Below are 20,204 nucleotides of genomic sequence, written 5' to 3' on the forward strand. Positions count from 1 at the left end.
TAGTTGCTAGTAGCTATAATTTCAAGTAGATTTGTCATTAAAAATTATATTAGTATAATTGCTTTGATGTTTGAGATTGTACAGATTGCAGGACAGGCTTACAAGGGCTACGGTTATTCTTTCATAAATGGCAAAATAGTGTTTATTCCTTTTGTAGAAACAAATGAAAAAGTAGCAATAAAAATTACAAAAGAAAAAAAAGACTATTGTCTCGCGGAGGTCGTTGATATTTTGGAAAGCACTAAAACTAGAAAAAAACCATTTTGTAAATATTTTGGTTTATGTGGCGGTTGTCACTATCAACATATCCACTATAATCAACAGTTAAACATAAAATCTCAAATATTAAAAAATATACTTAAACGTATAGGACATATATCATTAGATAACATTGAAATAATAAAAAGTAAACAAACATTTTACAGACACAGGGTAAAATTTCAAAAAAAAGCTGAAAAAATAGGATTTTTTAAACAAAACTCAAATGAATTTCTAGAAATAAACTATTGCCCGATACTTGTTAAACTAATAAATAGTTATATAAAAAATCATAAAGATTTAGAAATAGAAGTCGACAGCTTTTTTAAACTAGCTACAAATAAAAATGAACCGTTAAGAATAGACTTATCTTTTATTGCAAAAGATGCTTACATTGATTATAAAATGGGTTCTTTTACTCAAGTCAATCTTGATGCAAACAAAACTCTTATTAATCTTATACTAAATTTAGTTAAAGGTGAAAATGTTTTTGAAGCATTCTGCGGAATCGGGAACTTTACAATACCTTTGGCACTCAAAAACCACAAGGTCGAAGCTTTTGAAATTGATGAGTTATCCATTGAGACACTAAAACAAAACGCAAAAAGATTATCGCTTGATATCAAAACAACACAGTGCGATTTAAATAAACCTATAAATTATAAAAAACCAATTGATACATTAATACTTGATCCACCAAGAAGCGGAAGCTTAAATCTAATGCACTTTATTAACAATAAAAAACCAAATCAAGTGATATATGTATCATGCGAGCCACCAACGCTTGCAAGGGATCTATCTATTTTAAAAAACTACACACTTGAAAAGATTTTTTTACTTGATATGTTTCCAAATACCTATCATTTTGAAACTATAGCGGTTTTATCATTAATAAGTAAGTAACTTAAATGAATAAATCATTCTTGATATTAGACATAAAAATAATAAACTTCACATCAAGATCAAAAAATGGGAGGTTTTATGCAACAAAGAGGTTATTGGGGGACGTTGATTGGTGGTTTTCTTGTTGGCACAACACTCTTTATTTTCTATTACGTATCTGGTGCAGGCTTTGGCGCAAGTGGCGGTTTTTCCCAACTTTCAGCTTTCATTATAGCTTTGTTTTCTAAATCTTACATTGCTTCAAATGCATATACTGCAAAAGATTTAGGTGAACACGGTATAACTCATATTCTCTATAACCGCATTTTCTTTATTGATATTGGGATATTTATTGGCGGTTTTGTAAGTGCACTTATTGGTGGCAGATTAAGATTCTCAGTGGACAAAGGCCAAACTACTCCAACATCCTATAGATATGCACTGGCATTTTTTGGTGGTATTTTAATTGCCTATGCTACCAGATACGCAAGAGGCTGTACAAGTGGCCAAGGACTAGCAGGTGCAGGTGCATATTCAATAGGTGGATGGTTATTTTTGTTCTGTGTATTTGCTGGTGTGTATCTTACAGCAAGATTATTTAGGAGGCAGTGGCTATGAGTGCTCCACTTTATATAAACGGTGTTATATCTGGTCATACAAATATGCTTTTTTCAATATTTGGAGGCTTTTTGTTTGGATTTTTTTTGGAAGCAACAGGCTTTGCTTCGGGTAAAAACATCACAGATGAGTTTTATTTTAGAAACAATCGCGTCATACAGATGATGGTTACAGCTATTTTGACATCCACATTCTGGTTTTTGGTATTTGGCTCACTGGGTCTTATCCAGATACAAAATATATGGACACCAAATTTATACTTATGGCCATATATATTTGGAGGATTGTTATTTGGCGTTGGCATGGCAATGAGTGGTTATTGTCCAGGTACTTCTGTAGCAGCCATAGCAAGTGGTAAAAAAGATGCTATGGTATTTGGACTGGGAATGCTTGTTGGAATGGCTATATTTATATTCGGTTTTCCATTTGAGAAAGATTTTTATGTATCAAGTGATTTAGGCCAAGTTTACTGGCACACACTATTTGGTGCAAATACTTTAGTTTCGTTTATAATAACATTAGCTATCGGCGGATTTTTTATGGGTTTTATGCAATACATTGTATCTTATGTCAACAAAAACCGCACAGAATCTAAAGAATATTCTATGCAATATTTAATTGGTGTTTTGGCATTAATATTTGTTATTGTCGTTACTGTGCTTTTAAAAACACTTTTGCCTGCTAGCTAAGAGGGATTTATCCCTCTTAGCTTTAAACAATTGAGATTTAAATAAAAAATACTATAGTATAGGTTGTATGAAAATTTTTGTTGCAATTTGTTTTTTCATTTTACTCTTTAATATAACCTCTAAGGCACTAAGCAATGGCGAGGTTTTATACAATCAGGCTATTGAATTTTTGAAAAAAAATGATTATAAAAATGCATTTATCTATTTTTCTATTGCTTGCTATAATAATTACATTCCAGGCTGTGATATGATGGGTCCTGTTGAGTATCAAATTGACAAAAATAAAGGCGAACAGATAAGCAAAAATTGGGTAAAAACATTATCTAAAAGTAAAAATCAATTAGCAAGCACTCATTTAAAACAGGTTTTAAAGTATTATATAGACATATATAAACAACTCAATAATAAAGAATTATCAAATTATTTTCAAAAAACCTATAACAAACTTTTTTTACACATAGAAATAGAAAAAATAAACCCTCACAATGGTAAATGATGATTTTATTTTTAAATGATTTATGATAAAATTTTTTTGTGAATTACTATAATGTGCTATTTAATATTGCTTTAAGCAAAAGTTTTACTTACAAAAGTACACAAAATATTGAAGTCGGCTCGCGTGTACTGGTGGATTTCAACAATAGGAAAAAAGTCGGCATTGTCCTTGAAAAAACAACACAAATAAATATAGATGATATAAAAGAAATAAAAGAAATTATATCTATATTAGATAATAAACCGGTTATTACTGAAGAGTTAATAAAAACAATTAATTTCGCCAGTTATTATTATTTATCTCCAAGAGGTCTAATTCTGAGGAATGCTCTGCCTTCTAAAGCTTTTTCAAAAGAACCAATAAATTTTGAAAAAAATTCTATTAAAAAACAAATTAACCATCAAAAATTTTTTAATTTAAACGATGAACAAAAAAAAATTTATGAATCTATTGATCTAAAAATCTTTAATGTTAATTTGATATTTGGTGTTACAGGATCTGGTAAAACAGAAATATTTCTACATCTAATAAGAGACGTAATAGAAAAAGGAAAAAACGCCCTTGTGTTGGTACCAGAAATTGTGCTTACAAATCAATACAAAAGGGTTTTTGAAGAAAAATTTCTTGATACAGTTGGTGTATATCATTCTCAACTTACACCAAAACAAAAATTCCTCGAGTGGTTAATGTTTAAAAAACAAGAAAAAAGAGTATTGCTTGGTACGCGTTCCGCTGCTTTTGTAGATTTATCTGATACAGGCTTAATAGTGATAGATGAAGAAAATGATGATTCATACAAACAAGAAAATACGCCATCATATAACGCTAAAGACCTGCTTATATACAGGGCAAAACAACTAAATATTCCAGTAATTCTATCAAGTGCAACACCTACAGTGGAAACTTATTATAAAGCCTCGATAACAAAAAAATTTAAATTATTTAAACTTAATAATAGAATAAATAATTGTGAGTTACCTGTAATTGAGTTTTCAAAACCAGAAAATACTCTTTTGAGTATAAAATCACAAGAATACATAAAAAAATCAATAGAAGAAAAACAAACTTGCGCAATCCTTGTAAATAGAAGAGGCTTTGCACATTTTTTGATTTGTGGTGACTGCGGTTATATTTTTAGGTGCCCAAATTGCAATGTTTCGCTTGTTTATCATAAAAAAACAAAGGATCTTAAATGTCATTTTTGTGAATCAAGCTTTGAAATACCAAAAAAATGTCCAAACTGTTCCAGTTACAATATAAAAGATGTTGGTACAGGTACACAGAAAATGGAAGAATTTTTGCGCGAAAATTTTGGAAATATCAATATTGCAAGATTAGATAGAGATACAGCTTCATCAAAAAAAAACGCTTATAACATAGTTTCAAATTTGCTTGATGGTAAAATAGACATTATAGTAGGTACAAGTATGATATCAAAAGGCTACGATATAGAAAAAATAAATCTAGTAATAATATCAAACATTGAATCAATTTTTGCTTTGCCTGATTTTAGAGCAGATGAAAAGTGCGTTTCACTAATTATTCAAACAGCAGGTAGAAGTGGTCGCAAGCAAAAAGGAAATGTTATTATCGAGTCAAAATTACCTTCGAGGTTAGAAAATTTTATAATAAACCATGATTACGAAGGTTTTTTAAAAGAAGAAATCAATTTGAGAAAATCTCTAAATTATCCACCATTTTCACATTTAATAAGAATCCTTTCTCAAAACACGAATGAAAAAGTTGCAAAACAAAACATACAACTATGCTTTGAAATATTGAAAAATAGTGGATTTAGTTTTCTTGGACCAACTAAATGTCCAATAGATAAAATAAAAAATAAATACAGATACCATATAATTATAAAAACAAATGATATATTTAAAACACTTCACTTTATAACAGCTGAACTTTTAGATAAAAACCTAAACTTTGATGTTGACCCAATATCTTTTTTTTAATATAATAAAAAGAATTTAAAAGTAAAGGGGTGATTTGTTTGCCGGGTGTCTATGTAAGGGACAATGAATCTTTTGAAGAAGCCTTCAAAAGATTCAAAAAGCAATGCGAGCGTGCTGGTATTCTCTCTGAAATAAAAAAGAGAGAGCATTATGAAAAACCCAGCGAAAAGAAAAAGAAAAAAGCATTAGCTGCTCGCAAAAAGGCTCTCAAGAAAAAAAGACTTAGCGAAAGAAAAAAATAAACTCCTCCTTTTGAGGAGTTTATTTGGCTTATGAACAACTTTTTATTTAACTATTTTGCAAAAAAAATAAAAGAAAGATCAATAGGGGAAAGGATTTTTAATATTTATGCACATGAGGATACACTCTTTTTAAATTTAAAAAATAATTTAGCCATTCTATTTAAATTAAACTCTCCAACTGCTTTATTTTTCGGTAATTATAAACTTGAAAAAACACAAAATAACTTTGCTGTATCTTTACATAAAAAAATCAGTGGACTTAGAATTATTGAGGTAGACTTTGTAGGGCTTGAGCGTGTTTTAACATTGCATCTTTTGGATAAAAGATTAGATATTGAGCATCATTATTATCTAATCTTTGAGATTACCGGTAGAAATGGTAACCTATTGCTATGCGATAACGCTCAAAAAATAATTGAGGTGTTCCGTTTAAACCAAAAAAGACAAATCATACCAGGAAAAATTTACAAAAAACCACCTCAAATGTTAGATGTAACTTTATCAGATATAAATACTTTAAAAAATGCTATAAAAAAAGAAAATATCTTAGGTATAGACAGCTTTACAAAAAACTTCATAAATGAGGAAAATTTAGAAAATTTCATAGAAACAATAAAAAAACCATCAGACAGGCTATTTTGCTATACTTACAATAAAAAGAAATTTGTATATCCATTTTTACTTAATTTTGGTTTAGATACATCTGCTATTGAAGAAAACGAGCTTTTTGAACAATTTTTTAAACAAAATACAAATATTAACTCAAACAATACTAAAATTATAAATTTTTTAGACAAAAAAATTAAAAAATTAAGCGAAAAAATTGAAAAAATTCAAAGCGATATCAAAAAAGCCGAGGATGCTCAAACTTTTAAATTGTACGCTGACACTTTACTTGAAAATATTTCTAAATTAAAGTATATCAATGCCGATATAATTTACCTAAAACCTCTTGAAAAACCAAATGAGTTAGCTATACCGATTAATCCTCAAAAAACAATTCAAGACAACATAAATCATTACTATAAACTCTACAAAAAATATAAAAATGCAAAGAGCAAACTAGAAAATGTATTAAAAAATGCAATTAAAGAGCAAAAATTTTTATTAAAAATAAAAGAAAACCTACTTAGTGGACACATTGATCCTAATTATATAAAAACAATCTTGCCTCATAATAATGCGCAAAAAATTGTCCCTTTAGATAATATACCATATGAGCACTTTAACGTACTTGGTTTTGATGTGTATATAGGAAAAAACGCTAAAGGAAACGATTTAATTCTAAAAAACGCTTCAAAAGATGATATATGGATGCATACAAAAAGCATACCAGGGCCACATTTAATAATAAAAAATCCACAACGCTTGCAACAGTTAGACAAAACTCTTTTAGAAAAATGTGCACAAAAAATAAGAGAAAATTTAGGTACAAACGATAAAATTGAAGTAGACTATACATTTGTAAAATTTGTAAAAAAACCTAAAGGTTTTAAGAAAGGCAGGGTTACTTACTCTAATTTTAAAACGGTTGTGGTGGGTTAATGGCAGATACTATTTTTGGCATTTTTATTTTAGGTCTATTGGTCTTAGGCTATATTAATGGTTTTATAAAGGAATTTTTTAAATTGGTAGCTGTAATTTTGGGTTTGTATTTGTCTGTTATATACCACAGTGTTTTGACACTACCCATAGAAAAAGCACTAAAAGTATCTTATTTAATTGCAAATCTACTGAGTTTTATTGTATTGTTTATTATTATATATACACTGGTAAACCTTATTAGTTTTTTAAGCCAAAGTGCATCAAGAAAAATGAAATTAACAAGCATTGATAGAATCCTCGGCGCTTTGTTTGGATTTTTTAAAGCTATTTTTTTGATTGCACTTGTGTCTATTATACTTAGGAGCTTACCTTACTTAAATCATTTTTCAAATAAACTAATGCACAACTCTTACATATATAAAATAATTTGCATATCAACGCAAAATTTAAAAATTCAAAAAGATATAGTAAGGAGTATAAAATGAAAGACACATTTTATTTAAAAAAGAAAAAAAAGAAAGGCTTTGGATCTAAACTTTTATTTATCCTGATATTACTTGTCTGTGCTTATGCAGTTTATCATTATACGCCTTTTTTTGTTAAAAATCCGATACAAATCAATATTGTTTATCCAAATGAATATTTTAGCTCAGATAAAAATATTGATATAAATATCAAAGATACAAAATACCCTTTAAAAGAAATAAATATTTACACATACACCATGAATACAAAAATTCCTTTGTATGATAAAATATTTGAAAACAAAAATACTTACAATTTTCCACTTAAATTTAAGTTAAACCAAAGGCTTCCAGATGGTCCAGCAAAATTCGTAATTGAAGTAACAGATTACTCACACAACAATTTTTCTCTTGGATTTAAAAAGAAAATAGAAAAACAAGTTACTGTTTACAATCATTATCCAAAAGTAATATTATTAAATGATGCAGCAAATATACTGGAAGGTGGTTCGGCTGTAGTATTGTTTTATGCAAATGATAAAATTGGTTTAAAAAATGTATATTTACAGGTTAAATATGCAAATAACAAAATTGCTAAATTTCGATGCTTTAATGCAGAAAAATTCACAAATCATCCACATACTTATATAGCATTTTTCACCTATCCCTTTTGTGAGCAAAAAAATTGGGATACATCTATAGTTGCCCAAAACAATGCAGGAAATGAAATTTATGTACATGTACCTGTCTATTATGAATCTTTTAAAAACAAAAAAACAGATGTTCAGGTCGATACACATTTTATTGAAACAAAAGTATACAGATTATTAAAAGAAGCTAATATAAGTTTTAATGAACAAGATCCAGCACAAGCTTTTGACTTGGTTATAAATAAATTAGAAAAACAAAATAACGAACAAATTGCTCAAATAGCAAATTCTATTCATACAGACAAGATACTATTTAATGGCCCCTTTTTGCAATTGCCTGGCTCTGCTGTTATGGCATATTTTGGCGATTATAGAACGTTTTACTATGATAATAGGCCACTGACTCATGAATATCATTTAGGAGTTGATTTTGCTAGCATAAAACACGCTAAAGTACTTGCAGCTAACTCGGGTATAGTAGTCTATACTGGAAAAATCGGTGTTTACGGAAATTGTATTTTAATCGATCACGGGCTTGGTATATTTAGCCTATATGGCCATTTAGAAGATTTCCTTGTTAAAAAAGGTGACTTTGTTGAAAAAGGCCAGATCATTGCCCATACAGATACCACGGGTCTTGCAGTAGGAGACCACCTGCACTTTGGTATGTTAATTGACGGCTATTATGTAAACCCGATCGAATGGCTTGACGGCTCATGGATAAGAAACAACATAGAAAGAAAAATTGCGGATGCTAGAAAAAGAGCCGATATGTTAAAATACTACACACAATAAATTGACTAATATAGACCCTACAAAAGATCCTATAATAAAAAGTCTGATTGGATTATCTATACCGATGATTATAGAAAGCAATCTTCAAACCATTTTTAATCTTGTTGATACATTTTTTGTTTCGAAGATAAGCTACAGTGCAATAGGTGCACTGGTCTCTTCAAGCATACTAATGATGCTAATATCTGCTTTTACTATAGGTATTTCTATTGCATCATCAATTTTTTTTACACAAAGTTATGGTGCAAAAAACTTTAAAAGAGCAAACACTGTTTATTCAAACGCTTTAATTGTTATGATATTCTTTTCTCTTGCATCAATGTTGCTTTATCCATTTTTAGATAATATTTTAAGTCTTCTTGGATTAAAAGATTCCACATTGGTTTTTGCTAAAGAGTTTTTGAGTATTTCTATTTTAGGGCTTCCAATATCGTTTGTGTTTGGCCTAAATAGCTCAACACTAAAAAGTATGTCGCTACCCCACAAAACCCTTCTTATTATGCTTATTGCTACAATTATAAACATTTTACTTGATCCTTTATTAATATTTGTTTTAAAAATGGGCGTAAAAGGTGCGGCTTTGGCTACAATTTTTTCAATGTTTGTTGGCATTTTGTTGCAGGTATCTGTTATTTTAAAAACAAAACTAAGATTTGAATTACACATTAACTTGCCTCTTATTAAACAACTTTTAAGCAAAAGCATTTTTGCTTCATTTCATTTAATTGTAAGGATTTTAAGCATGTTATTAATTATTAAAATAATAGCTATTCAATCTCAAACTGCAATTTCAAGTTATAGTATTGTAACACGCATATATCAAATTTTGTTATTTATGATTTTTGGTATATCAAATGCAGCAGCCGTAATTGTAGGTCAAAATATTGGTGCAAAAAACTGGCCATTTGTGGAAGAAGGTGTAAAAAAATCAATTTTATTTGGTAGTGCCTTTATAGTTTTTTTAGATATTTTATTGTTTGTATTTTCAGGTATCATAATAAAAGTTTTTACTTCAGATAAAACATGCTTTGAAATTGCAAAAAATGCATTTTTATACTACGCTTTAAGTTATCCATTTTTTGCAGCAGGTTCTATTGCAAACCGCATTACAATGGCCTGTGGAAACACTTTTTTGCCAAGCATAATGAATTTTTTTAGTTTATTTTTGTTTCAGCTTCCACTTGCATATTTTTTATCTATGCATATTAAGCTAAATGGTATATGGCTCTCAATACTTCTGGCCAATATATTAAATTTTTTGCTTAATATGGCAATTTTAAAGTACAATTTATCAAAATTATCAATAAACTTTAAGTTTTTAAAAATGTTTACTGGCCAAAAAAGCGTTTGAATATATTTTTTTCCTGATTAGAAGAAAGTGATTGATCCATTTCTTTTGCAAACTCTTCCATAAGTTGTCTTTGCTTTGGTGTTAATTTTTTTGGTATATCTACATGTATATTGATTATCTGGTTACCTTTTGCACCTTCAATCTCCACACCTTCGCCTTTTAGTAAAATTTGTGAACCGCTTTGAGTACCAGGTTCAATTGAAATCTTTTTTTTGCCCCAAATTGTATCTACTTCTATTGTATCGCCTAAAACTGCCTGAGGAATCGTAATATTTAAATCAAGATATATGTTTAAACCTTCTCTTCTAAAAACTTTATCGGGCAAAACCTTAAAGTATATTATTAAGTCACCTCTAATTCTATCTATACTTTCATGTCCTTTTGATGATATTCTTATAGCATAACCGTTATCTATACCGCGCGGAATATTAATTGTAATTTTTTCTTTTTCAACGACAAAACCTCTACCGCTGCATTTTGAGCATTTTTTCTTTATTATCCTGCCAGTACCACCACATTTAGGACACGTTTTTCTAACTGATATGAAAAAATTACCATATTCTACCTGACCTGTCCCTTTGCAGTAATCGCATGTTTCAAAGTCTTGCGCTTTAGCACCAAGCCCATTACATTCATCGCAAACTTTTTGGTAATTTATTTCAATTTCTTTTGAAGCCCCAAATATTGCTTCCTTAAAAGAAACTGTTAACTGATACTGTATATCTTCACCTTTTCTTTTTTGACGATAATACCTTGAGCGTCTTGAGCCAAAATTACCAAAAAGATCTCCGAATATATCATTAACATAAGCAAAAATATCATCAAAACTTGATGGATTAAAATCAAAATCATTTTCGTTTACATAACCAAACTGATCATATTTTGCCCTTTTTGTTTCATCTGATAGTATAGCGTAAGCTTCTGTAATTTCTTTAAATTTTTCCTCAGCTTCTTTATTGCCTTCGTTTCTATCTGGGTGATACTTAAGTGCAAGCTTTCTGTAAGCTTTTTTAATCTCTTCTGTAGTTGCGTTTCTATCTACACCCAAAATAGCATAATAATCTTTTGCCATTTTTGTTTTAATCTCCCTGCTACTTAAAGAATTATGAACCAGGGCAAAATCTACCCTGGTTCATAGCAATTCATGTTATTTATCTTCTTTTTCTACTTCTGCTTCAACAACATCTTCTTCTTTTTTTGAATCGCTGCCAGCCTGATCCCCTTTGGACGAAGCTTGTTTGTAAGCTTCTTCTGCTAACTTATGAGCTTTATTTATAAGCTCATTCATTTTTGCTTCTATTTCTTCTTTAGTACCAGATTCTATAGCTTTCTTTGTAGCTTCTATCGCATCTTGAATCTCTTTTTTCTCGCTTTCAGAAATTTTGTCGCCAAAATCATTTAAGCTCTTTTGAGTAGAATACACTATTGAATCGGCTTTATTTCTGACCTCTACTAATTCTTTGTACTTCCTATCTTCTTCTGCATGAAGCTCAGCTTCTTTTACCATTCTTTCAATTTCTTCTTGAGTTAAACCACTTGAAGCTGTAATGCGAATCATCTGTTCTTTACCTGTAGCTTTGTCTTTTGCAGTTACATTAAGAATTCCATTAGCATCAATATCAAATGTAACTTCTATTTGGGGTATCCCTCTTGGTGCAGGTGGTATTCCTACAAGCTCAAACCTTCCAAGAGTCTTGTTTTCTGATGCCATCTCTCGTTCACCTTGTAATACATGGATAGTAACTGCAGTCTGATTGTCTTCTGCTGTTGTAAATATCTGGCTTTTTTTGGTAGGGATAGTAGTATTTCTAGGTATTATCTTTGTCATAACACCGCCAAGTGTTTCTATGCCAAGACTAAGTGGTGTTACATCAAGTAATAATACATCTTTTACTTCACCTTTTAATACACCACCCTGTATCGCAGCACCTATTGCAACAGCTTCATCTGGGTTAACATCTTTTCTAGGTTCTTTGCCAAAAAATTCCTTAACAACTTGCTGAATTTTAGGCATCCTTGTCATACCGCCAACAAGGATAACATAATCTATATCTTTTTGCGTTAAATTAGCATCTTTTAAGGCTAGCCTGCATGGCTCAAGTGTATGTTGTATTAACGGATCGACTAATTGTTCAAATTTAGCCCTTGTAATTTTAATTACTAAATGTTTTGGTCCTGAAGCATCAGCTGTAATAAAAGGCAAATTAACTTCTGTTTCAAGAGAACTTGAAAGCTCAATTTTAGCCTTTTCACTGGCTTCTTTTAATCTTTGGAGTGCCATTGGATCATTTCTTAAATCAATACCATGTTCTTTTTTAAATTCATCAGCTAAATAATCCAGCAACACCCTATCAAAATCATCGCCACCTAAATATGTATCACCATTGGTTGATTTAACTTCAAAAACCCCATCAGCAATTTCCAATATTGATATATCAAATGTACCGCCACCTAAATCGTAAACTGCCACTTTACCTTCTTTTGCTGTATCAAGCCCAAATGCTAGTGATGATGCAGTTGGCTCATTTATTATTCTTAAAACATTAAGTCCCGCAATGGTACCAGCATCTTTGGTTGCTTTCCTTTGTGAATCATCAAAATAAGCTGGTACAGTTATAACTGCTTCTGTTATTTTTTCACCTAAATAACTTTCCGCATCTCGTTTTAATTTCATTAAAACCTGAGCAGAAATTTCCTGTGGTGTATAATCTTTTCCATTAATTCTTATTCTGCAATCATCATTTGGTCCTTCTACTACTTCGTATGGAAGTTTAGCTTTTGCTTCTTGAGCTTCTTTTGAACTATACCTTCTACCTATCAATCTTTTTGCCGAAAATATAGTTTTTTTAGGATTTGTTATTGCCTGTCTTTTTGCAGCCTGCCCAACTAATATTTCGCCTTTATCTGTAAAAGCTACAACGCTTGGTGTTGTGTTTGAGCCCTCAGCATTTGGAATTACTTTTGGTTTGCCACCTTCTATAATGGCCATACAAGAGTTTGTTGTTCCAAGATCTATACCTAACACTCTTCCCATAAATTATACCTCCTCATTTTTATCTTCATTTGTATTGTTGTCATTATTATTCAATTTACCTACCGAAACTTTTGCCGGTCTAAGCAATTTATCCTTATAAGTATAACCTTTTTCAAAAACCTGAACAATTTTATTCGGCGTATTTGATTCTACAATCATTAAAGCTTCATGAAGATTTGGATTGAACTCGCATTCAGTATCTACTTCCTTTATTTCATACTTTTCCAAAAGCTGTTTAAACGCTTTTATAACAAGCTCAATGCCAGATCTTATTGATTCATCATTTACACAAGCTTCATATGCTTTTTCCAGACTATCCAAAATTGGCAAAAAATCTCTTACTACTGAACCCTTTATAACATCAGCAATTTCAAACTTTTCTTTTTCTGTGCGTTTTCTGAAATTATCAAACTCAGCCAATAACCTTAAATATGCATCTTTTTGTTTTTCTAATTGTTCTTTTATTTCTGACAATTCGTCTTTTGTCTCCTGTTGGGTTTGATTTAGATCTGTTTCCTTGCTTTCTATATTATTATTTTGCAACTCTTGATTTTCTTGTAAATTTTCCGTGATATTATTTTTATCATTCATTACTACCTCCCTTGTTTAAAAAGTTTTTCTATTTTTTTGCTCAATAAATCCAGTGTGTAGATTACATTTTCATAATTTAAATTCATAGGCCCAAGTACACCTACAAAACCCAACTTTACATTATCCAGATAGTAAGGTTGGGCAATAAGACTCATGCCTTTTAGTTTCTCATTTGGTATATCATTACCTATTAATATTTTTTCATCATTTTTTAAAATCAAATCAACTATTTCAGAAACATGTTTTCTTTTTTCTATAACATCAAGAATTTTATTCAACTGTTCATAATCTTCATAAAATTCTCTTTCTTTCAATAGATTTTGAACACCAGAAAAGTACAGAGCTTTACTTTTTTCTTTTAACTTTTTAAATATTAAATCGCACTCTTGTCTGCTTTTCGACAATGAGTTTTCTAAATCTTCCTGAATTTTTTCTAGCTCCCAACCTTTGTAATTTTCACTTAAAAACTGGACTATATCATTTAGCTCACTTTCAGAATAATCTTTTGCAACTTCTATTATTTTTGTTTCCACAACTGACGGCTCAGCTATTACAGCGCACAGCAATTTATTAGATCCAATTTTTATCAAACTAATATCTTTTAGTTTTAATTTAAATATATTAGGAGAGCTAACCATGGATATCAAACCACACGAATTAGATAAGATATTCGATATATCTGAAACAAAATCTTCAATGGTGCTTAAATTTATATTATCAATTTGTTTTAATCTTGGTTTTAAACTCTTTCTTTTCTTTTCCAATAGATGCTGTACATATACTTTGTAACCAAGTTCAGTTGGAATTTTTCCGCTTGATATATAGGAATGTTTAAGGTATCCCATTTCTTCTAAATCAGACATAATATTTCTCATTGTAGCAGCAGAAAAAGGTAAATTATACCTTTTTATTAATACTCTAGAGCCCACGGCTTCTTTGTAGTTTATAAAGTTTTCAACAACTATATTTAAAACCGTTAAATATCTTTCATCTAATTCTGCTTTCATTAGCAATCACCACTTCTACCTGCTAACAAAGATATTCTAATTTTATTTTTTGTCAAGTCTTATTGAATTTAAATCTAATTAAATTGGCTCTACTTTAAAAAACTTTTTTAATTTGATAAATAATTCAAAAAATGCTATAATACTTAAACTTTAATTAAAAGGTGTAAATCATGGAAAAAGAAGTTTATATAGAAGGCAAAAAAATTTCATACGAACAAGAAAGCCCAGAACAACAAAAGAATATTATTTTTATACATGGTTCTGGAGCTACCAAACTAACATGGAAGCATCAGCTAAAAGCAACATTGCCCAATTATACAAAAATCGCTCTTGATTTAATTGGACATGGTGAGTCTCAAGGTAATGGTTATTCTTCTATTGATGATTATGTTGATTTTATAAAGTCATTTATTGAAGCCTTAAACTTAAAAAATGTAACACTTTGCGGACATTCTATGGGTGGCGCAATTGTTTTGCAATTCAGTCTCAAATACCCACACCTTTTAGATAAAATTATCATTGCTGGAAGCGGCGCAAAATTAAAAGTTCATCAAGATATTTTAAAAGCAACCCTGGAAGGTGCAAACTATGCAGTAGATTGGGCTTATTGCGAACATACAAAAAAAGAATTGATCGAAGAAGCTGAAAGTGAATTTAATAATACAAACAAAATCGTACGATACAATGATTTTCTTGCTTGCAATGAGTTTGATATAATGCAAAAAGTAGATCAGATAGATAAACCTGCACTTGTTATTGTAGGCTCTTGCGACAAACTTACACCGATTAAATATGCCCAATATCTAAAAGATAATATTAAACATTCGCAAATGGTTGTTATCCAAAATGCTGGCCACATGTCTATGTGGGAGAAACCTGATGATTTTAATAAAGCAATCTGCAATTTTCTACAATAATTTGCAAATTTTGTAACATTTTGTATAATTAATTTTTAATTTATACAAGGGGGAAATATGAGTGGAAAGTTAAAAGGTGCAGAAATCTTTATCGAATGTCTAAAAAAAGAAGGAGTAAAACATCTATTCGGCATACCAGGTGGTGCAATTATTGACTTGCATGATGCCATTTATAAGCAAAAAGATATAGAGTTCATCCTAACAAGACACGAGCAAGGTGCTGTTCACATGGCAGATGGATATGCAAGAAGTACGGGCCAGGTTGGCGTTAGCCTTGTTACAAGCGGACCTGGCGCAACTAATGCTGTAACAGGTATTGCAACAGCATATATGGACTCTATACCTCTTGTTGTTTTTACAGGTCAGGTACCTACACATTTAATAGGCAACGATGCTTTCCAAGAAGTTGATATAGTAGGCATTACAAGATCTTGCACAAAACATAATTTTTTAGTAAAAGATGTTAAAGATTTAGCCTATACCATAAAAAAAGCTTTTTACATAGCAAGAACAGGCAGGCCAGGTCCCGTTTTGGTTGATATACCAAAAGATGTACAAACAGCAAGCTGTGAATTTGAGTATCCGGATGCAATACATTTGAGAAGTTATAACCCTACCTACCATGGCAATCCAAAGCAAATAAAAAAGGTAGCTAAAGTAATTGAGCAAGCAGAAAGACCACTTTTGTATATTGGTGGTGGTGTAATTACTTCAAATGCGCATAAAGAAGTTTTAGAGCTAGCAGAAAGATTGCAAATACCTGCTTTTACTACACTTATGGGTATTGGGGCATTTCCTGCAGACCATCCTTTGAGCCTGGGCATGGCTGGCATGCACGGTACCTACAAAGCGAATATGGCCATTCAATACTGTGATCTGCTAATTTCTATAGGAGCAAGGTTTGATGATAGAATTACTGGCAAAGTATCTGAGTTTGCTCCAAATGCACAGGTTATTCACATAGATATTGATCCAACAAGTATAAGTAAAAATATTAAAGTTGATTATCCTATAGTAGGCGATGCAAAACTGGTTTTAAAGGAACTTCTTTCCATTCTTAAAGATAACAACAAAATTCACCAAAACAGAAAAAAGTGGCTGGATTTAATAAAAAAGTGGGACAGCGAACATCCTCTTTCATACGAAGACTCCGATAAAGTTATAAAACCACAATACGTAATACAATTACTAAACAAATTAACAAAAGAGTTGGATCCAATTGTTTCAACAGAAGTAGGCCAACATCAAATGTGGGTTGCGCAATTTTATAATTTCAATAAACCCAGAAGATTTTTAACATCAGGCGGTCTTGGTACAATGGGATTTGGATTTCCTGCAGGTATAGGTGCAAGTTTTGCAAATCCAGACAAACAAGTATTTGTTATAGCTGGAGATGGTTCTTTTCAGATGAATTTACAAGAATTAGCTGTTCTTGCAACGTATAAATTACAAACAAAGGTTATTATTTTAAATAACTCTTATTTGGGCATGGTAAGGCAGTGGCAACAGTTGTTTTACGGCAGAAGATATGCAAATACCAATATAGAAGTACAACCTGATTTTGTAAAATTATCAGAAAGTTACGGTATCACAGCAAAAAGAGTTGAAGACAAAAAAGACGTTGAACAAGCACTTACAGAATTAATAAATTATAATGGTCCATATGTGCTTGATATAAAAATCGAAAGAGAAGAAAATGTTTATCCTATGGTACCAGGTGGCGCACCACTTAGCGAAATGATTTTAACTTAGGGGGGAAAATGAAAAGAATATTTTCAGTTATCGTAGAAAACGAAGCAGGCGTTTTGTCGCGTATAGCAAATCTTTTCAGTGCAAGAGGCTACAATATAGAAAGTTTAAATGTTGCACCTATAAATGAACTTAATTTATCGCGAATGACTATAGTTACAGAAGGCGATGAAAATATTTTAGAACAAATAGGCAAACAACTTAACAAGCTTATTGATACTATAAAAGTAATTGAATACAGCGACGATGTGCCATACGTAGAGCGAGAAATGGCTTTAATCAAAATGCACACAGATTCATCCACTAGAGCTGAAATTTTGCGCATAGTTGATATATTCAGGGGTAAAATAGTTGACGTATCGCAAAATTCATATACAATAGAAGTAACAGGAAGTTCTGAAAAAATCAATGCTATTTTAAATCTTCTTGAACCGCTTGGAATTAAAGAAATTGCAAGGACTGGAAAAGTTGCAATGTCAAGAGAATCAAAACAATAATTTTTAGGAGGGCTAAATGCTTAACATTTATTACGACAAAGATGCGGATTTATCTTTAATAAAATCCAAAAAGGTTGCAATCATTGGTTATGGCTCCCAAGGTTACGCTCACTCTCATAACCTAAAAGATTCTGGCTGTGATGTAGTAGTTGGCTTAAAAGAAGGCTCAAAAAGCTGGCAAAAAGCGGTTAATAATGGACACAAAGTAATGAATGTAGCTGAAGCCTGTAAATGGGCTGATGTTATAATGATTCTTACACCTGATGAAACTCAAAGCGCTTTGTATAAAAGTGAAATTGAGCCTAACTTAAAAGAAGGCGATTATCTTGCTTTCGCACATGGTTTTAATATTCATTATGGTCAGATTATACCTCCAGGCAATATAAACGTAATGATGATTGCACCAAAAGGACCAGGGCATTTAGTAAGAAGGGAATATGAAAAAGGTATGGGCGTGCCTATGCTTATTTCTGCTTATCAGGATTACACTGGAAATACACTTGCTATGGCATTGTCTTATGCTTGCGCAAATGGCGGTGGAAGAGCCGGCGTTATACAAACAACTTTTAAAGATGAAACAGAAACTGATCTTTTTGGTGAACAGGCTGTGCTTTGTGGTGGTTTAACTGCGCTTGTTAAAGCGGGTTTTGAAACATTAGTTGAAGCAGGTTATCCACCTGAGATGGCTTATTTTGAAACATTCCACGAAATGAAGCTAATTGTAGATTTGATGTATGAAGGCGGCATTTCAGATATGAGGTATTCTATATCAAATACTGCCAAATATGGAGATGTTACAAGAGGTCCAATTGTAATAAATGAAGAAACAAAACAAAGAATGAAAAATATATTAAAACAAATTCAAGATGGCAGTTTTGCAAAAGAATGGATCCTGGAAAATCAATGCAACAGACCGGTATTTAATGCGCTTCTTAAAAAAGATGAGGACCACGAAATAGAAATAGTAGGCAAAAAATTAAGAGCAATGATGCCATGGATAGCAGCTTCAAAATCTATTGATAGGAATAAAAATTAACATGAAAACTACAAAAAAAGATATAATAGCAAAAGAAGGTTACCCATTTATTGCTTCTTTTGCTATTGGCTCGTTTCTTTTTAAAAATAAATTTCTAAAAGCTACATTGCTTGGTGCAAGTGCATTTAGTGTATATTTTTTTAGAAATCCAAAGAAAAATATCCACTATGAAAAAAATATGGTATTATCACCAGCAGATGGCACTATTGTGGATATATCCAACGCTTACGAAAGGTTTTTCTTTAAATCAGAAGTTAATAAAATTAGCATATTTATGTCAGTATTTGATGTGCATATAAACCTTGCTCCATTTAAAGGTGTATGTTTGGATAAAATTTACAACAAAGGCTTATTTATTAGTGCCAATAAACCAAAAGCTTCGCTTGAAAACGAACAATGTGCCCTTCTTTTTGAAAATGAAGATGGTAAAAAAATAGTAGTGGTGCAAATTGCTGGCATTATAGCAAGAAGAATTGTAACATACACAAAACCAAATGACAAAGTAGAAGCTGGAGACATTATAGGTCTTATACGCTTTGGCTCAAGGGTTGATATTTACAGCGAAAATGAATTAAATTTAGCAGTACATATGAATCAAAAAATAAAAGGTGGAGATTTAATAGGTTATTTATGAAACAAAAAAACGCACTTTACATATTGCCAAATCTATTTACTACTGCCAATATGCTTTCTGGGTTCTACAGTATTATAGAGTCTTATCAGGGAGATTATCTGACAGCAGCGTGGCTTTTGATATTGGCTGTGGTATTTGATAATTTAGATGGCAAAATAGCAAGGCTTACTCATTGTGAAAGTAGATTTGGAGTTGAATACGATTCATTATCAGATCTTGTTAGCTTTGGAGTTGCGCCAGCATTTTTAATGTACACATTCGCGTTAAGCGATATGGGCCGAATAGGCGTAATTGCTGCATCACTATTTTTATTAACAGGTGCGCTAAGACTTGCGCGCTTTAATGTTATTACAACAAAAACAATTGATTTTGTTGGTTTACCTATACCAGGTGGAGCTATTATAATCGCAAGCATAATACTAGCAATTTTACATTTTAATATTGAGTATAAAGATTACAAAATATTTTTTTTAGTTAGCGTGTATGTAATCTCATTTTTAATGATTAGTACAATCAAATATAGAAGTTTTAAAAAAGTAAAACTAGATGGGAGAATTTCAATTAGGGTTTTTGCGCTTATACTATTGATTTTATCTCTTGTTATATATAAACCATACGTATTTGTTCCACTTATTGGTCTATCGTATGCCCTATCAGGACCAATAGAGTTAATAATAAAATTTTTCAAAAAAGGGAGGGTTAACCATGAGCTCCAGGATAGTAAAAATATTTGACACAACACTAAGGGATGGAGAACAATCACCGGGTGCCAGTTTAAATATTGAAGA

At 31.0% G+C, this 20,204-nt stretch carries 20 protein-coding genes; 16 read left to right on the forward strand and 4 right to left on the reverse strand.

Going from position 1 to position 20,204, the window contains the following annotated elements:
• Positions 1 to 66: 66 nt before the first annotated feature.
• The 10 genes from BLQ93_RS07775 to BLQ93_RS07820 all read left to right on the forward strand — a co-directional run bounded on the left by BLQ93_RS07775 (position 67) and on the right by BLQ93_RS07820 (position 9,951).
• Positions 67 to 1,161 carry a class I SAM-dependent RNA methyltransferase gene (locus BLQ93_RS07775; protein ID WP_092129417.1) on the forward strand — a complete coding sequence of 365 codons (1,095 nt, stop codon included), beginning with the start codon at positions 67 to 69 and terminating at the stop codon, positions 1,159 to 1,161.
• Between the two features lie 78 nt (positions 1,162 to 1,239).
• Positions 1,240 to 1,758, forward strand: coding sequence for a YeeE/YedE thiosulfate transporter family protein (locus BLQ93_RS07780; protein ID WP_025391394.1), 519 nt, complete (start codon positions 1,240 to 1,242; stop codon positions 1,756 to 1,758).
• Positions 1,755 to 2,447: a DUF6691 family protein gene (locus tag BLQ93_RS07785; RefSeq protein ID WP_092129419.1), complete on the forward strand. Its 693-nt coding sequence runs from the start codon at positions 1,755 to 1,757 to the stop codon at positions 2,445 to 2,447. Before BLQ93_RS07780 ends, BLQ93_RS07785 begins: the two co-directional genes overlap by 4 nt.
• 67 nt (positions 2,448 to 2,514) lie before the next feature.
• Positions 2,515 to 2,943, forward strand: coding sequence for a hypothetical protein (locus BLQ93_RS07790; RefSeq protein WP_092129421.1), 429 nt, complete (start codon positions 2,515 to 2,517; stop codon positions 2,941 to 2,943).
• Positions 2,944 to 2,981: 38 nt separating this feature from the next.
• The gene (gene priA, locus BLQ93_RS07795) at positions 2,982 to 4,904 is read left to right on the forward strand and encodes a replication restart helicase PriA (RefSeq protein ID WP_092129423.1); all 1,923 of its coding nucleotides are present in this window, start codon (positions 2,982 to 2,984) and stop codon (positions 4,902 to 4,904) included.
• 38 nt (positions 4,905 to 4,942) lie between these two features.
• Positions 4,943 to 5,146, forward strand: coding sequence for a 30S ribosomal protein S21 (gene rpsU, locus BLQ93_RS07800; RefSeq protein WP_025391390.1), 204 nt, complete (start codon positions 4,943 to 4,945; stop codon positions 5,144 to 5,146).
• A 30-nt stretch (positions 5,147 to 5,176) separates the two neighbouring features.
• Entirely contained in the window at positions 5,177 to 6,691 is a 1,515-nt protein-coding gene (locus BLQ93_RS07805; protein WP_092129425.1) for an NFACT RNA binding domain-containing protein, read from the forward strand.
• Positions 6,691 to 7,176, forward strand: coding sequence for a CvpA family protein (locus BLQ93_RS07810; protein ID WP_092129427.1), 486 nt, complete (start codon positions 6,691 to 6,693; stop codon positions 7,174 to 7,176). The genes BLQ93_RS07805 and BLQ93_RS07810 overlap by 1 nt, the downstream gene beginning before the upstream one ends.
• Positions 7,173 to 8,600 (forward strand): M23 family metallopeptidase, encoded by a 1,428-nt coding sequence (locus BLQ93_RS07815; RefSeq protein WP_092129429.1) that lies wholly within the window; start codon positions 7,173 to 7,175, stop codon positions 8,598 to 8,600. Before BLQ93_RS07810 ends, BLQ93_RS07815 begins: the two co-directional genes overlap by 4 nt.
• Position 8,601: 1 nt before the next feature.
• Positions 8,602 to 9,951: an MATE family efflux transporter gene (locus BLQ93_RS07820; protein WP_092129431.1), complete on the forward strand. Its 1,350-nt coding sequence runs from the start codon at positions 8,602 to 8,604 to the stop codon at positions 9,949 to 9,951.
• Here BLQ93_RS07820 and dnaJ read toward each other — a convergent pair.
• The 4 genes from dnaJ to hrcA form a co-directional block, all read right to left on the reverse strand.
• A complete protein-coding gene (gene dnaJ, locus BLQ93_RS07825; RefSeq protein ID WP_025391385.1) occupies positions 9,929 to 11,023 on the reverse strand; it encodes a molecular chaperone DnaJ in 1,095 nt (364 codons plus the stop codon). The two genes, BLQ93_RS07820 and dnaJ, sit on opposite strands and share 23 nt — an antisense overlap.
• Positions 11,024 to 11,098: 75 nt before the next feature.
• The gene (gene dnaK / locus BLQ93_RS07830; protein ID WP_092129433.1) at positions 11,099 to 12,985 is read right to left on the reverse strand and encodes a molecular chaperone DnaK; all 1,887 of its coding nucleotides are present in this window, start codon (positions 12,983 to 12,985) and stop codon (positions 11,099 to 11,101) included.
• Between the two features lie 3 nt (positions 12,986 to 12,988).
• Positions 12,989 to 13,576 carry a nucleotide exchange factor GrpE gene (locus tag BLQ93_RS07835; protein WP_092129435.1) on the reverse strand — a complete coding sequence of 196 codons (588 nt, stop codon included), beginning with the start codon at positions 13,574 to 13,576 and terminating at the stop codon, positions 12,989 to 12,991.
• A 2-nt stretch (positions 13,577 to 13,578) separates the two neighbouring features.
• Complete coding sequence (gene hrcA / locus BLQ93_RS07840) at positions 13,579 to 14,583, reverse strand: heat-inducible transcriptional repressor HrcA (RefSeq protein WP_092129437.1); 1,005 nt, start codon at positions 14,581 to 14,583, stop codon at positions 13,579 to 13,581.
• 170 nt (positions 14,584 to 14,753) lie between these two features.
• Here hrcA and BLQ93_RS07845 point away from each other — a divergent pair, with 170 nt between their 5' ends.
• The 6 genes from BLQ93_RS07845 to pssA are packed head-to-tail and all read left to right on the forward strand — an operon-like array spanning position 14,754 to position 20,150.
• Entirely contained in the window at positions 14,754 to 15,500 is a 747-nt protein-coding gene (locus BLQ93_RS07845) for an alpha/beta fold hydrolase (protein WP_092129439.1), read from the forward strand.
• 57 nt (positions 15,501 to 15,557) lie between these two features.
• Positions 15,558 to 17,252 (forward strand): biosynthetic-type acetolactate synthase large subunit, encoded by a 1,695-nt coding sequence (gene ilvB, locus BLQ93_RS07850; protein WP_092129441.1) that lies wholly within the window; start codon positions 15,558 to 15,560, stop codon positions 17,250 to 17,252.
• 8 nt (positions 17,253 to 17,260) lie between these two features.
• Positions 17,261 to 17,746: an acetolactate synthase small subunit gene (gene ilvN, locus BLQ93_RS07855; protein WP_025391379.1), complete on the forward strand. Its 486-nt coding sequence runs from the start codon at positions 17,261 to 17,263 to the stop codon at positions 17,744 to 17,746.
• A 16-nt stretch (positions 17,747 to 17,762) separates the two neighbouring features.
• A complete protein-coding gene (gene ilvC, locus BLQ93_RS07860) occupies positions 17,763 to 18,782 on the forward strand; it encodes a ketol-acid reductoisomerase (protein ID WP_092129443.1) in 1,020 nt (339 codons plus the stop codon).
• A 1-nt stretch (position 18,783) separates the two neighbouring features.
• Positions 18,784 to 19,416 carry a phosphatidylserine decarboxylase gene (locus BLQ93_RS07865; protein WP_025391377.1) on the forward strand — a complete coding sequence of 211 codons (633 nt, stop codon included), beginning with the start codon at positions 18,784 to 18,786 and terminating at the stop codon, positions 19,414 to 19,416.
• Complete coding sequence (gene pssA / locus BLQ93_RS07870) at positions 19,413 to 20,150, forward strand: CDP-diacylglycerol--serine O-phosphatidyltransferase (RefSeq protein ID WP_092129445.1); 738 nt, start codon at positions 19,413 to 19,415, stop codon at positions 20,148 to 20,150. Before BLQ93_RS07865 ends, pssA begins: the two co-directional genes overlap by 4 nt.
• Positions 20,151 to 20,204 lie beyond the last annotated feature (54 nt).

The organism is Desulfurella multipotens (genome assembly GCF_900101285.1).
Lineage (GTDB): Bacteria > Campylobacterota_A > Desulfurellia > Desulfurellales > Desulfurellaceae > Desulfurella > Desulfurella acetivorans.